This window comes from Neisseria sp. HMSC065D04, assembly GCF_001815675.1.
Taxonomy (GTDB): domain Bacteria; phylum Pseudomonadota; class Gammaproteobacteria; order Burkholderiales; family Neisseriaceae; genus Neisseria.
Window position 1 is genome coordinate 112,176 of record NZ_KV821543.1, and the last position, 13,894, is coordinate 126,069.

The 13,894-nt window shown below is 50.0% G+C and carries 19 protein-coding genes; 3 read left to right on the top strand and 16 right to left on the bottom strand.

The annotated features are described in order from the left end of the window. Positions 1–724, bottom strand: a 724-nt coding sequence (locus tag HMPREF3050_RS10935) for a peptide chain release factor 1 (protein WP_070774810.1), incomplete at its 3' end; no start/stop codon positions are given. Positions 725–814: 90 nt separating this feature from the next. Here HMPREF3050_RS10935 and HMPREF3050_RS10940 point away from each other — a divergent pair. Further along, complete coding sequence (locus HMPREF3050_RS10940) at positions 815–961, top strand: nitrogen fixation protein NifZ (protein ID WP_070774811.1); 147 nt, start codon at positions 815–817, stop codon at positions 959–961. Positions 962–967: 6 nt separating this feature from the next. On the opposite strand, the gene HMPREF3050_RS10945 is transcribed toward HMPREF3050_RS10940, so the two are convergent. Further along, entirely contained in the window at positions 968–2,236 is a 1,269-nt protein-coding gene (locus tag HMPREF3050_RS10945) for an Nramp family divalent metal transporter (protein WP_070635867.1), read from the bottom strand. A gap of 602 nt (positions 2,237–2,838) precedes the next feature. Here HMPREF3050_RS10945 and HMPREF3050_RS10950 point away from each other — a divergent pair. Beyond that, positions 2,839–3,177, top strand: coding sequence for a P-II family nitrogen regulator (locus HMPREF3050_RS10950; protein ID WP_003756171.1), 339 nt, complete (start codon positions 2,839–2,841; stop codon positions 3,175–3,177). A gap of 94 nt (positions 3,178–3,271) precedes the next feature. Here HMPREF3050_RS10950 and nfsB read toward each other — a convergent pair whose 3' ends face one another. The 14 genes from nfsB to HMPREF3050_RS11015 form a co-directional block, all read right to left on the bottom strand. After that, positions 3,272–3,922 (bottom strand): oxygen-insensitive NAD(P)H nitroreductase, encoded by a 651-nt coding sequence (nfsB, locus tag HMPREF3050_RS10955; RefSeq protein WP_070774812.1) that lies wholly within the window; start codon positions 3,920–3,922, stop codon positions 3,272–3,274. Between the two features lie 351 nt (positions 3,923–4,273). Beyond that, the gene (gene tatC, locus HMPREF3050_RS10960) at positions 4,274–5,050 is read right to left on the bottom strand and encodes a twin-arginine translocase subunit TatC (RefSeq protein WP_070774813.1); all 777 of its coding nucleotides are present in this window, start codon (positions 5,048–5,050) and stop codon (positions 4,274–4,276) included. Positions 5,051–5,058: 8 nt separating this feature from the next. Then, positions 5,059–5,733, bottom strand: a complete 675-nt coding sequence (gene tatB / locus HMPREF3050_RS10965; RefSeq protein WP_070774814.1) for a Sec-independent protein translocase protein TatB — start codon at positions 5,731–5,733, stop codon at positions 5,059–5,061. Positions 5,734–5,736: 3 nt separating this feature from the next. Beyond that, entirely contained in the window at positions 5,737–5,940 is a 204-nt protein-coding gene (gene tatA, locus HMPREF3050_RS10970; protein WP_003679438.1) for a Sec-independent protein translocase subunit TatA, read from the bottom strand. 45 nt (positions 5,941–5,985) lie between these two features. Beyond that, entirely contained in the window at positions 5,986–6,309 is a 324-nt protein-coding gene (locus tag HMPREF3050_RS10975; RefSeq protein WP_003740880.1) for a histidine triad nucleotide-binding protein, read from the bottom strand. 113 nt (positions 6,310–6,422) lie between these two features. Further along, positions 6,423–6,746, bottom strand: coding sequence for a phosphoribosyl-ATP diphosphatase (locus HMPREF3050_RS10980; protein ID WP_070774815.1), 324 nt, complete (start codon positions 6,744–6,746; stop codon positions 6,423–6,425). Between the two features lie 27 nt (positions 6,747–6,773). Beyond that, a complete protein-coding gene (locus HMPREF3050_RS14675) occupies positions 6,774–6,929 on the bottom strand; it encodes a hypothetical protein (RefSeq protein WP_168166270.1) in 156 nt (51 codons plus the stop codon). Next, positions 6,910–7,308, bottom strand: coding sequence for a phosphoribosyl-AMP cyclohydrolase (gene hisI, locus HMPREF3050_RS10985; RefSeq protein ID WP_003769029.1), 399 nt, complete (start codon positions 7,306–7,308; stop codon positions 6,910–6,912). Before hisI ends, HMPREF3050_RS14675 begins: the two co-directional genes overlap by 20 nt. A 99-nt stretch (positions 7,309–7,407) precedes the next feature. Beyond that, positions 7,408–8,175: an imidazole glycerol phosphate synthase subunit HisF gene (hisF, locus tag HMPREF3050_RS10990; protein ID WP_049223636.1), complete on the bottom strand. Its 768-nt coding sequence runs from the start codon at positions 8,173–8,175 to the stop codon at positions 7,408–7,410. A 168-nt stretch (positions 8,176–8,343) separates the two neighbouring features. Further along, positions 8,344–8,661, bottom strand: coding sequence for a hypothetical protein (locus HMPREF3050_RS10995; protein ID WP_003756197.1), 318 nt, complete (start codon positions 8,659–8,661; stop codon positions 8,344–8,346). A 354-nt stretch (positions 8,662–9,015) separates the two neighbouring features. Beyond that, complete coding sequence (gene hisA, locus HMPREF3050_RS11000; protein WP_070774816.1) at positions 9,016–9,753, bottom strand: 1-(5-phosphoribosyl)-5-[(5-phosphoribosylamino)methylideneamino]imidazole-4-carboxamide isomerase; 738 nt, start codon at positions 9,751–9,753, stop codon at positions 9,016–9,018. A 199-nt stretch (positions 9,754–9,952) separates the two neighbouring features. Further along, on the bottom strand, positions 9,953–10,312 hold the full coding sequence (locus tag HMPREF3050_RS11005) for a SpoIIAA family protein (protein ID WP_049223638.1): 360 nt from the start codon (positions 10,310–10,312) through the stop codon (positions 9,953–9,955). A gap of 42 nt (positions 10,313–10,354) precedes the next feature. Continuing rightward, a complete protein-coding gene (locus HMPREF3050_RS11010) occupies positions 10,355–11,245 on the bottom strand; it encodes a DMT family transporter (RefSeq protein ID WP_070774817.1) in 891 nt (296 codons plus the stop codon). A 226-nt stretch (positions 11,246–11,471) separates the two neighbouring features. Further along, complete coding sequence (locus HMPREF3050_RS11015) at positions 11,472–12,005, bottom strand: SMI1/KNR4 family protein (RefSeq protein ID WP_070774818.1); 534 nt, start codon at positions 12,003–12,005, stop codon at positions 11,472–11,474. 576 nt (positions 12,006–12,581) lie between these two features. Between HMPREF3050_RS11015 and rho the strand changes: the two genes are divergently transcribed. Continuing rightward, the gene (rho, locus tag HMPREF3050_RS11020; protein WP_003756207.1) at positions 12,582–13,841 is read left to right on the top strand and encodes a transcription termination factor Rho; all 1,260 of its coding nucleotides are present in this window, start codon (positions 12,582–12,584) and stop codon (positions 13,839–13,841) included. Positions 13,842–13,894: the final 53 nt, after the last annotated feature.

Consider the following 13,894-nt stretch of genomic DNA (forward strand, 5'->3'; position numbering starts at 1 on the left):
AGTCGGTTTTGTTGATGTGCTGACCGCCCGCGCCGGATGCGCGGAAGGTGTCGATGCGTAGGTCGGCGGGGTTCAACTCGATGTCTTCGAGTTCGTCCGCTTCAGGCATGACGGCGACGGTGCAGGCGGAGGTGTGGATACGACCTTGGCTTTCGGTGGCGGGGACGCGTTGCACGCGGTGGCCGCCCGATTCGAATTTCAGACGACTGTACGCGCCCAAGCCGACAATGCGGGCGATGACTTCTTTATAGCCGCCCAACTCGCTTTCGTTGGCGGAAACGATTTCGACCTGCCAGCGGTTGCGTTCGGCGTAGCGGCTGTACATGCGCAGCAAGTCGCCTGCAAACAGTGCGGCTTCGTCGCCGCCCGTTCCGGCGCGCACTTCGATGAAGATGTTTTTGTCGTCGTCGGCATCTTTGGGCAGCAGCAGTTTTTGCAGTTCGGTATCGAGCGTGTCGATTTTGGCTTTTGCCGCTTCGATTTCTTCGGCGGCGAAGTCTTTCATTTCGGGATCGGACAGCATTTCTTCGGCATCCGTCAAGTCGCTTTGCGCCAGCTGATAGTTTTGGAACACTTCGACCACGGGCGTCAATTCGGCGTGTTCGCGCGTGAGCTTGCGGTAGTTGTCCATGTCGGACGTGGCTTCGGGCTGTCCGAGGAGGGAGGTTACTTCTTCCAAACGGTCGCTGAGTTGTTGTAGTTTTTCTAAGATAGACGGCTTCATAATTCTTCCATAACAAATGCCGCCGAGAGTCGTCCGCGACGGCGCGAGGAGGCGTTATTATAATGGGTTTGGTTGGAAATTCAAAAGGATATGGCGGGGTTTCTGATGGGCTGCGGCGATGTCGGTTTGCTTTGCGTTATCGGTTTGAAGTTCATCCCTTTGTTTGAACATTTTGCCATACATAACAAAAGGTCGTCTGAAAACCAAAATCCGGTTTTCAGACGACCTTTGTTTTGATTGGGCTTACTTAGGTGCAGCCAAGATGCCTGTCAGGTTCAGCAGGAACAAAACCGTAAATCCGGTCAGGTAAATCAAGCCGAGGATGGCGAGGAGATCCATACCTGCCGTCAGCTTGTGGCGTTTGTCGCCTTTGACGAGGCGGTAGTTCAGCCAAGCGAACACGGGGGCAGAAACGAAGGCGGTAATCATGGCGAATTTGAGCAGCTCCGCCATTGCGCTGTTGAACCAGAAAATCACTGCCAAGCCCGTACCTGCGACCCAAACGTTCCAGGCAAACAGTTCGATGTTGCCCGTTTTGTCTTTGCCGCGCAGCAGGCGCACTGGCTCGGCAATCGCGCGCGCGTAGCCGTCCACTACGGTAATCGTTGTACCGTACATGCAGGCGAAGGCGATGAATGCGACCATCGGACGCGACCAGTCGCCGATGGTGACGGCGTACATATTAATCAGTTGACCGACGTATTTGCCGCCTGCCATTTGCACTGCTTCCCCGTTGCCGTACTGCACATACGCGCCCAAGGCGAGGAAGACGACTGCCAACACTGCGCTGGTGATGTAGCCGACGTTGAAGTCGAAAATACCGTCGCGGTAGCTGGAAGGATTGATGCGTTGTTTTTCCGTTACCCACAAAGAGTTGATAGCGGAAATTTCAATCGGCGCAGGCATCCAGCCCATCAGCGCGATGAGGAAGCCCAAGCCTGCCAGTGTCCATGGGGTAGGCTCGATAAAGTCGGGTTTCATTTGCATGCCGCGCGACATGGCGATGGCAGCGGCGGCGACTGTGGCAATCGTCAGACTGACGATGATGATTTTGGAAACGTTGTCCAAGGCTTTGTAGCGTCCGCTCGCCAAGATAATCAGGCAGGAAGCCATAATCAGCGCGGAGATTGCGCCGACATTCAGCGTCAGCGAAGGAATCGCCATTTTGACAATGGCGGCGGTCACGATGGCGACCGCACCCGCGTTAATCGTTGCCGAGATAACGCACAAAATCAGGAATACCCACAAATAAACGCGGCTTTTCTCCGCATAGCCTTCAATCAGGCTTTTGCCTGTATCCAGCGTGTAATGCGCGCTGAAACGGAAAAACGGATATTTGAAGAGGTTGGTCAAAATAATAATCAACGCAAGCTGCCAGCCGTAAAGCGCACCCGCCTGCGTCGAGGCAATCAGGTGCGAACCGCCGACCGCAGCCGAAGCCATCATGATTCCGGGCCCCAGCGCATTGATTTTGCTTTTCCAAGTCGAAGCGTGTGTATGTTGTTCAGACATCTATTCTCTCCGTCTTTTTCAGACGACCTTCACAAAAAAAGGCATATTTTAACGTAAATCAAAATCCTGAATGGTGAATATTGGAAAACATTATGCTGAATTTTGGATAAAAAATACTAATCAAATAAAAAAATAGGATATTCAGGAAATTTTATGCCTAAAAACCTTTTTCAGACGACCTTGTATCGCTTTTTATTCCTGTTTTTCCGTGTTAAACGGGAGGTGTTGGAAAATGGGCGGGAGCCGACGAAAAGCGCGACCATAGCGGTTTTGTTAGGGTTTCACTATAATATTCAACCTGTTCTACGCTAGGATGGGCAGGCGGTTCGGTCTATATAGTGGATTAAATTTAAATCAGGACAAGGCGGAAGCCGCAGATACAGTACAGATAGTACGGAACCGATTCACTTGGTGCTTCAGCACCTTAGAGAATCGTTCTCTTTGAGCTAAGGCGAGGTAACGCCGTCCTGGTTTAAAGTTAATCCACTATATTGTGTAAAAAATGGAAGCAAGGCTGCATTTGGGCTGATTCAACGTTTTATCCAAACCGGATTGGTTGAGGGTCGAACGCTATGCCATCCTGAAATTTAAGGAAAAATATCATGAAAAAAATCGAAGCTGTGATTAAGCCGTTTAAATTGGACGATGTCCGTGAAGCTCTGACAGAAATCGGGATAAGCGGCATGACGGTTAGCGAGGTTAAAGGTTTCGGCCGTCAGAAAGGGCATACCGAAATTTACCGCGGCGCGGAGTATGCGGTTGATTTTCTGCCAAAAGTCAAAGTCGAGCTGGTGTTGGCAGATGAAGATGTGGAACGCGCCATCGATATCATTGTGGAGACTGCGCGGTCGGGCAAAATTGGCGACGGCAAGATTTTTGTGTTGCCGGTTGAAGAAGTGATTCGGATACGGACGGGCGAACGCGCGGAAGCGGCGATTTAATCTTATTGTTGCCGCGATTGGCTGATACAAATAAGGTCGTCTGAAATCCTGCATTGTCGGGTTTCAGACGACCTTATTTGTGTTTCTATCGGGTTTAGATTTTGGTGAAGATGACTTCGTTTTCAAAACGCGATTTAGGCAGCGCGGCGTTGAAATCGTCTGCGGCACGGTAGCCGAAGGAGACGACGGCGACGGCTTTGTAGCCTTTTTCAGTCAAACCGAATTCCTCATTCAAAACCTGCAAATCGACGCCTTCCATCGGCACGGCGTCGATGCCTGCTGCGGCAGCGGCGAGCAGGGTGAAGCCCATGTTGATATAGACTTGTTTGGCAAGCCATTGCTCTTCATCTTGGAATTGGTTGCGGTGGATGCCCAAGAACAGGCGGCGGGTGGAATCGCCTGCCTGCTTGGCTTCTTCCGTGGCGAAACGTCCGTCTTTGTCCTCTTGCGCCAATACGGCGGCGACATAATCATCGTCGGCGCAAACGCGGGCGGCGAAAACGACGACATGGGACGCATGAGTAATTTTCGGGGTGTTGTAAGGGAGTTTTTCGGTGGATTTGGCAATGCGCGTTTTGCCCGCTTCGTCATCGGCGATGATGAAGTGCCACGACTGCATATTGACGCTGGAGGGGCTGTTGCGCAGGGCGGCTTCGATATGGGCGAAGTCTTCGGCAGCGATTTTTTTGGACGGGTCGAAAGACTTGGTGCTGTATCGTTGGCGGACGATTTCTGTGATGTTCATGAGGTGTTTCCTGTTTTTAGGATGGAAACGGGGATTATAGAGGGGTCGTCTGAAAGGGGCAATGTAGGAAATTGGTGGGGATTTCGGTATAAGGTCGGTATAGTGGATTAACTTTAAACCAGTACGGCGTTGCCTCGCCTTAGCTCAAAGAGAACGATTCTCTAAAGGTGCTGAAGCACCAAGTGAATCGGTTCCGTACTATCTGTACTGTCTGCGGCTTCGTCGCCTTGTCCTGATTTAGAGTTAATCCACTATACAACGCAAACGCTGGCGTATGAAAAAGGTCGTCTGAAACGGAATGTTACGTTTCAGACGACCTTTGCCCTTTGTAGGCTATATCCGCAGGCAGATTTAAGTTTCTGCGGGTGGAAGGGGCGGGTGTTCGTCGGTTTTGTCCGATTTGGGTTTGGCAAAGCGGCTGCACCAAATACCTGCTTCGTAAAGCAAGATAAGCGGGACAGCAAGCAGGGTTTGGGAAATCACGTCCGGCGGGGTAATGATGGCGGCAACGACGAATGCGCCGACAATGACGTAGGGTCGTGCGTTTTTGAGTTGTTCGGTGGTCACGACGCCGATTTTGGCGAGCAGGACGACGACGACGGGGACTTCGAAAGTCGTGCCGAATGCGACGAACATGCCCAAAATAAAGGACAAGTATTTGTCGATGTCGGTCGCCATGTTGACGCCGACGGGGGTGATGCCTGCGAGGAATTTAAAGATGACGGGGAAAACGAGGTAATAGGCAAACGCCATGCCGACAAAAAACAGGCTGACGCTGGAGAGAACAAGCGGGGTAATCAGGCGTTTTTCGTTTTGGTAGAGGGCAGGTGCGACGAATGCCCAGATTTGATAGAGCGTGTGCGGTAGGGAAACGAGGAATGCCGCCATCAGCGCCACTTTTACCGGTACGAAAAACGGTGCGATGACGTCGGTGGCAATCATGCTGGTGTCTTTGGGTAAGTTTGCCATCAGGGGGTCGGCAACGAAGGTATAAAGCTGCTGGGCAAACGGCATTATGCTGAAAAAGCAAATGACGATGCCGATGACGATCCACATCAGGCGGCGGCGCAGCTCGATAAGGTGTTCGATAAGAGGTTGGACGGGTTGTTCGTTTTGAGGTTCGGACACCGGTTTACTCACTTTTTACGGACGCGAAGTTTGGGTTTGGCATGAAATTTCGGGCGCAGGTCGCGCTTGCGGTTCATCGCTTGTTTTTTGAGGGAAGTAATATGCAGCACGGGCGCGTCTGCGGAAGTGTCGATATAGCTGACTTCTACGGCATTGGACACCGGAGCGGCGCTGCCGGTCAGGTATTCGCGCCAAGCGCGGTCTTGTTCGGATTCCGCAGGCGTGTCGGTTTCGACGGCATCCGTCGGATTGCCTGCTTGCGCCATAGCGTTTTCAGACGACGTGGAAACAGCCGGGTCGTCTGAAACTTCCGTGCTTAACGAAGGAAGCGGGTTGCCGTGTTCATCCAAACCGAAATCGGCAGGCGTACGCTGCGCAGGCAGGCGTTCCCAAGGTTTGAGTCCGTCGGAAATGTTGTGCAGGTTGTCCTGCATATCCGTACCGGTTTCTTTGAGGCTGTCGCGCACTTGTGCGGCGGCGGCTTCAAATTCCTGTTTGGCTTTGCGCAGCTCTTCCAATTCGACTTGGGTGTTGAATTCCTGCTTGACGCTGCTGACGAGGTGTTGCAGCTTGCCGATAAGCCGTCCGGCGGCGCGGGCAGCTTCGGGCAGACGCTCTGGACCGAGTACAATCAGGGCGACGATGCCGACTAAAAGCAGCTCGCCCAAACCGAAATCAAACATAGATTATGCTTTGTCTTCGTCTTTTTTGTGTTCGATGACTTCGTCTTTTTTAGCATCTTTGCCGTCGGTACCTTCGTTCAGACCTTGTTTGAAGTCATGCACGGCACCACCGAGGTCTTTACCGACGTTGCGCAGTTTTTTGGTACCGAAAACCAAAACAACGATGATTAATACGATAATCCAGTGCCACAGAGAGAAGCTACCCATAATAAATCCTTGATATAGTTGAGAATGGATATTTGAAATGTTGGTTTACGCAGGCGTACCCATGATGTGGATATGCAGGTGGAACACTTCCTGCCCGCCACCTTTGCCTGTATTGATTAGGGTTTTGAAGCCGTCGGTCAAACCTGCCGCTTCGGCGATTTGAGGGACTTTCAACATCATTTTGCCCAAGAGGGTTTGATGTTCGGGCGCGGCGTGTGCCAGCGAGTCGAAATGGACTTTCGGAATCAGCAGCAGATGAACTGGTGCGGCGGGGCGGATGTCTTTGAAGCACAACATCTCGTCGTCTTCGTACACAGTTTGCGCCGGAATGTCTTTGGCGGCGATTTTACAGAAAATACAGTTGTCCATAATGGCTCCGAGGTCGTCTGAAAACGAGAGAATCGAGTTTCGCTAAAACGAGTGCAGCGCGTTTCGTCAAACAGACGGCAGAAAAACGAATAAGGTCGGATTGTAATATAAATTCAAGACTCTTTGCGAGAGGCTTTTTCCGCCAAGCCTGATAAACCTTGACGGCGCGCAAGCTCGTTGACGACATCTTCGGCGCGCAAACCATGGTGCGCCAAGAGAACCATAGTGTGAAACCATAAGTCGGCAACTTCGTAAACGAGGTGTTCGCCGCCGCCGTCTTTCGACGCCATCAGGACTTCGCCCGCTTCTTCGATAACTTTTTTGAGGATTTTGTCTTCACCTTTGTGCAGAAGCTGGGCAACGTAGGAAGCTTCGGAATCGCCGCCTTTGCGGGAGTCGATGGTGTTTTGGATTTGGGAGAGGATGGTGTCGGTCATGGGATTTTCGGCTTTGAAGGATAAGGACTATTCGGATAAGGCATAGGTTTGCTTGGCTTCGCGTAACGCTGTTTCTGACAACAGACAATCATCCGCCCGATTTTTAGTGAAACTCGTTACACTCGTTTTGGCGAAACTTGCTGCGCTCATTTTCAGACGACCTCTAAGGATGCGTATGCCCATAAATAGCTTTTTCGTCTTTCAACACGGCATCAACCGTCTGCCATGCGCCGTCTTTCCAAACTTTGTAGAAACAGCTTTCGCGTCCGGTATGGCAGGCGATGCCGCCGTTTTGGTCTATCAGCATCACGATGGCGTCGCCGTCGCAGTCGAGGCGTAATTCGTACACCTTTTGCGTGTGTCCCGATTCTTCGCCCTTCATCCATTGCTTTTGGCGCGAACGGCTGTAATAGTGGGCGAAACCGGTTTCTACGGTTTTTTGCAGCGCCTCGGCGTTCATCCATGCGACCATCAATACGCGGCGGGTCTGCCGGTCTTGGGCAATGGCGCAGACCAAGCCTTTTTCGTCGAATTTGACGGCTTCAAGCAGGCTGTTATCCATATTCGGCATCCTTATTTATTTTGACGAAACTCGTTACACTCGTTTTAGCGAAACTCGCTGCGCTCGTTTTCAGACGACCTCGAGTCAATCAAGTTCAACTTACAGCCGCACTTCGATTCCAGCTTCGCGCATGGCGAGCTTCGCATCGCGGATACTGACTTCGCCGAAGTGGAAAATACTGGCGGCAAGCACGGCATCTGCTTTGCCTTCTTTGATGCCGTCAATCAGATGCTGCACATTACCGACGCCGCCGGAAGCGATAACAGGAATATCGACCGCTTCGCTGACGGCGCGGGTAAGCGGCAGGTTGAAGCCTTGTTTCGTGCCGTCCCTGTCCATGCTGGTGAGCAAGATTTCGCCCGCACCGCGCCGCTGCATTTCAACCGCCCATTCGACTGCGTCCAAGCCGGTCGGCGTTCGCCCGCCGTGGGTGAAAATTTCCCAGCGGGTGTTTTCGGAATTGACGGCTTTGGCATCGACGGCGACGACGATGGCTTGCGAACCGAAAAATCCGGCGGCTTCGTTGACTAAATCGGGATTGGTAACGGCAGCGGTGTTGATGCTGGCTTTGTCCGCACCGGCATTGAGCAGGCGGCGGATGTCGGCTACGGTGCGTACACCGCCGCCGACGGTCAGCGGAATGAAAACCTGTGAGGCAACGTCTTCGATGACGTGCAAAATGGTGTCGCGGTTGTCGGAGGAGGCAGTGATGTCGAGGAAGGTCAGCTCGTCCGCACCTTCGTCGTTGTAGCGTTTGGCGACATCGACGGGATTGCCCGCATCGCGCAAACCGAGAAAGTTTACGCCTTTGACGACGCGGCCGTCTTTGACGTCGAGACAGGGGATGATGCGTTTTGCCAGTGCCATTTTGAATGCCTTTCCAAAACTAGGAATGAGGTCGTCTGAAAACGAGCGAAGCGAGTTTCGCCAAAACGAGTGTAACGAGTTTCGCTAAAACCCATACAACGGATTCCACCCAAACGGACAATCCGTCTCAGACGACCTTTCAAATCATTGATACCGGCAAGGCAGGTGTTACGCCAGCCAGTTGTGCACCCATTTGGGCAGGTGTTGGAGCAGTTGGAAATAGCCGACGCCTGCAATGGCGGCGAATACGCAGGAAGTCATAAAGCTGCCGCTGAAGCGTCCGACGATATAAAACACTGTGCTGGCAAATGCCCACAATGCGCCGTTAAACACCATCCAATAGGTGTCGATCATCGGCATATCGAACGCGGAAAGCTGGCGGACGAGGATGGCGATGATGGTAAATCCCAAACCTTCGCTGACGGCGCGCACGTTGCGGCCGGATGACCAGATAATCCAAAAGCCCAAAATAAATGCTTCAAACATGAAATACCCCTTGAAAAGTAAATAAAACTAGTGAGTGTGGGATGGTGAGTCCCAAACAATATTCGGCGGTCAGCCGCCTTTTATTGTGAAGAAAAATGGACGAACCCGTCTTTTGTCCTGCCTGTGCAGACAGGACAACAATGAAAGCAAACAGGTTCAACCGAGTATTGTGTATCTTCGCCCCGCTATATTGTTTGAAAACGGCGGGACAAGTAAGTAAACGTTTGGTCATTTCAGACGACCTTGATGGTTGTTTTTAAATAAGGTCGTCTGAAAACGAGCGCAGCGAGTTTCGCTAAAACGAGTGTAACGAAATTTCGCCAAAACGAGTGCGGCGGGTTCCGCCAATACAAATTATGCCAGCGAATCCGCCAACTGTTGCGCTTGGGCAAAATCAATACTGCCCTCGTAAATCGCACGCCCGGTAATCGCGCCCGCCACGCCGTGTTTTTCAACGGCACACAAAGCGCGGATGTCGTCCAAATTGGTCAAACCGCCCGACGCGATAACCGGAATGGCGACGGCTTGCGCCAGTTTGACGGTTGCGTCGATGTTCACGCCGCTCATCATGCCGTCGCGGCCGATGTCGGTGTAAATAATGCTGTTGACGCCGTCGTCTTCAAAACGTTTCGCCAAATCAATCACATGATGCTCGGTTACCGTCGCCCAGCCGTCTATCGCCACCATGCCGTCTTTGGCATCCAACCCGACGATAATCTGCCCGGGAAATGTTTTACACGCCTCGCGCACGAAGTCGGGATTTTTTACCGCCGCCGTACCGATAATGACGTCGTTCAGTCCAAAATCCAAATATTTTTCAATGGTTTCCAAGTCGCGTATTCCGCCGCCCAGCTGTACGGGAATGTCTTTGGCAACAGCAGCGAGGATGTCCTTGATGGCGGGGAAATTTTGCGGAACGCCGGCAAATGCGCCGTTCAAGTCCACCAAATGTAAACGGCGCGCGCCTTGTTTGAACCAATGCAGCGCAGTTTCGGCGGGCGAATCGGAAAACACCGTCGCCTGCTCCATCAAACCTTGTTTCAGGCGCACGCAGCGGCCTTCTTTTAAATCGATTGCGGGAATCAGCAGCATGGGAGTCCTATTCTTATGTGGAGTGTATTTTACACAAATTATCGAGTTTTAGCATATTTAAATGAAAAAAAACGTCATTGATAACACTAAAACGGGGCTATTTTGTGTGTATTTTGCATGTTTCAGACGACCCCTTCCGAGAGAAATTCAGAAGGTGAAAAGGGCGGGATGCTATTTCGTCTGTTTCAGCCCTTCATTTTTATTGCCTGAAATTGCTTGCCAACAGCCATTCTTGTGCCTTAGTGGCATCGTCAAAATATTTCGGATGTTGGTTGGTCAACAGGCTGGAGAGGCGGGCGCCGAGTTTGATCCAAATGTCGTCTGTAATGACGGCGACGCGGCCGAAATCGTTTTCATGTTGATTGAGGAATTTGATTTGCTCCATCGCCATATCGATTGTGAAATCTTTCAGCATGGACAAATCCAAAAGGATGTCGGGCAAGTGGATTTTTTGTTTGCTTTCCAATAAGGCAGCTTCAAGCTGGCGGAAATCGTCGAGGGTAAATTCGTTGTACAGCGCCACATTCAAACCGTAAGACTGCTCGCGGATGGAAATCATCGTACTCTCCTTTTTATATGATGTTAATGATGAGGTTGATGGTCAGCTTGTTTTGGTAAGCCACTTTTTAATCGAAACCGGTCGGATGCTGCTTAATATGCCGCTTGTGACAATAATAATCATACCAAAGGTTTCCTGCCAAGTGACGGTATCGCCCAAAAATATCATGCCCGATAGGGCGGAAAAGACGACGGTCAGATAAGAAAGAGAGGCGACGGTGAATTTGTTGCCGACTTTATAGGCGCGGGTCATGGAAAGTTGGGCAAGCATGGCGGCAAGCCCGATGCAGAAAAGATAGGGCAGGGCGGATAGGGGAATGCTGTGCCAGCCGGTCAAAGTTGCCCAAACCGATGCCATGACGACACCGGTTATCGAAAAATAAAACACTACCCGCCAACCCGGCTCGCCGAGCAACGACAGTTCGCGCACCTGCAAATACGCCCAACCTGACATGGCTCCGCCCGCCAAGCCTGCCAATGCGGCGATTTCCTGTCCGCCTTTAAACGAAGGGTTCAGCAGCAGGACGACACCGAAAAAGCCAAATAACAAAACTGCCTGCGTATAAAACGCGATCCGCTCTTTCAGGATAAAAAATGAAAATACCGCCAGAAAAATCGAAGAGGTGTAGCTTAAGGTTACCCCCGTTGCCAGCGGCAGGTGCATGACGGCATAAAACAGGCAAAACATGGCGGCTGTGCCGACAACGCTGCGGTTGAGGTGGGTTTTCCAATGCGGCGTAGCAAAGGTGTCGCCGCGTGCTTTTGCCATTATGCCTAATACGACGGCAGCAAAACTCATGCGCCAAAATACCAGTTCGCCACTGTTGAAACCGAATTTTGCCGCCGCGGCTTTGATGCACACGTTCATGACAGTAAAGCTGAGTGCGGCAATAATCATCCATGCAGAACCGAGAGGGTCTTTGGGTGTGGTCATTTATCTATTCTCTTAGGCTGGTTGCTGGATTTTTAAAGAAGAGTGGTTTGTTCTAGTTATTTTGCTGTTGAACATATTCGTATTACCGCTTTTTACTTTTTTATTGTCAGTGTTTCTTTTATTTATACACTCACGAGGGGAAATCTTTTTACTCTTGGATATGTGTCCCTGACTTATATCTGTCATCATGCAGGTCGTTATTTGGTTTTTTTAGACTAAAAAAGCATTAGTCTTCAGAAGAAAGCATGCTCAAAAATTCTTTTAAATTATTTGAGATGAACTCAATATTTTCAAAATATTGGCTTCCGCTTTCCTCTGCCTCAAAATCATGAGACCAGTAAAAAATTTTAGACTGATATTCATCCTTTATGCCAATCAAAATTAAATCTCCACCTCCTGCAGATGCAATAGGTAACATTGATGATGGATATCTATCATCATAAATATTTAAATGCCACTCAATAGATTCTTCTAATCTTGGATTATTAAACAATCCAAAAAAGAAATTTAAAACCCTATCATCTAGAAAACAACTATCATTTGGCATTCCTTCATTATTTTTCTTTAAAAATTCCTTATATTCATCTGGTAATGATACGTTGTAATGATTTTCAAATTTTAAAATATCATCGGATGAAGCAATTTTATGGGCATCTAAAAATAAATACCGTTTGATGGTTTTTTTGTTTAATTTACCTTCCCTATTTTCTAAATCTTTAATTTCTTCTTCTGACTTTCCAAGCTTTAAAAGCTTAACCATTGTATATACTCCATAATCCTAACAATTTTCTAGTTTCATAAATTTTTTATCGCTTATAGGCTTACTTGCTATTTGTCATTTATTCTATGATGCTCTGGCTGACTCCTGTTTTGATCATGGTAGAGAATGTCAGACCAGTTTCTACCATTAAAGCTAACTTGAATACCTGTTGTCATTGTATCCCTGAATTACTGGTATATGGCTTGGTATCGTTATAGTATTTGTTTTTCTGCCTTCACAGTTCTCCATTCTATGATGACAATCGGTCTATACGCCATATATCGCAGTATTTTTCCAAAGGGTTATCTGAATAAACACTAAATAGTTAGAGGGATTGCTATTTCTTTTCAAGGGGTCGTCTGAAACGTATTTTTCAGTCAACTTGTTTATTTAGTGTTACCAGTCATGCAACAAAACCTATACCATACAAACCTTGTCCCGCCTAAATTTGACACCCGCCCTCCGACTGCCTACAATTCAGGTTTCTCAAAAATCATCGTACGTTCCGTACACTATTCTTTTCAGACGACCTCTGTCTTCCGAATCCCATTCTTTCCAATACAACTGTCAAAAATCATGCACGTTTCAGAACTACAAACCCTACACATTTCTAAACTCTTGGAAATGGCAGAAGAACACGGCATTGAAAACGCCAACCGTTTCCGCAAACAAGACCTCGTATTTGCCATCGTCCGCCAAATGATGAAGCAGGGCGAAAGCTTTACCTGCTCCGGCACGCTCGAAATCCTGCCCGACGGCTTCGGCTTTTTACGCAGCGCGGACACTTCCTACCTCGCGGGTCCCGACGATATCTACGTCTCACCCACGCAAATCCGCCGCTTCAACCTGCATACGGGCGACACCATCGAAGGCAGCGTACGCGTACCCAAAGATAACGAACGCTATTTCGCCCTCGTCCGTCTCGACAGCATCAACGGCGATCATCCCGAAGTCTGCAAACACAAAATCCTCTTCGAAAACCTCACCCCGCTTTTCCCTACCAAACAGTTCAAACTCGAGCGCGACATTAAAGCCGAAGAAAACCTTACCGGCCGCGCCATTGATCTGGTCTCCCCCATCGGTCGCGGACAGCGCGCCCTTTTGGTTGCACCGCCGAAAACCGGTAAGACCGTGATGCTGCAAAATATCGCCCACGCGATTACCGCCAACTATCCCGATGTCGAACTCATTGTCTTGTTGATTGACGAACGTCCGGAAGAGGTTACCGAAATGAGCCGTTCCGTGCGCGGCGAAGTGGTTTCCTCCACCTTCGACGAACCGGCGCAACGCCATGTCCAAGTGGCGGAAATGGTGATTGAAAAAGCCAAGCGTATGGTGGAACACAAAAAAGACGTGGTCATCCTACTTGACTCGATTACCCGTCTCGCCCGCGCCTACAATACCGTTGTACCCACTTCTGGCAAAATCCTGACCGGCGGCGTAGATGCCAATGCCCTCCACCGCCCCAAACGCTTCTTCGGCGCAGCGCGCAATGTAGAAGAAGGCGGTTCGCTTACCATCATCGCCACCGCTCTGGTGGAAACCGGTAGTCGCATGGACGACGTGATTTACGAAGAATTTAAAGGTACGGGCAATATGGAGTTGCATCTCGACCGCCGCATGGCGGAAAAACGCCTGTTCCCCGCCATTAACATCAACAAATCCGGTACGCGTCGTGAAGAGTTGCTGGTGCCGAACGACCAGTTGCAGCGCATGTGGCTCTTGCGCAAATTCCTGCATCCGATGGACGAAATCGAAGCGACCGAATTTTTGGTGGGTAAACTCAAAGATTCCAAAAACAATGATGAGTTTTTTGAATTGATGCGTGGTAAATAGTGATAAAGGTCGTCTGAAGGAGATTTCAGACGACCTTTGCTGTTGATTGAGTT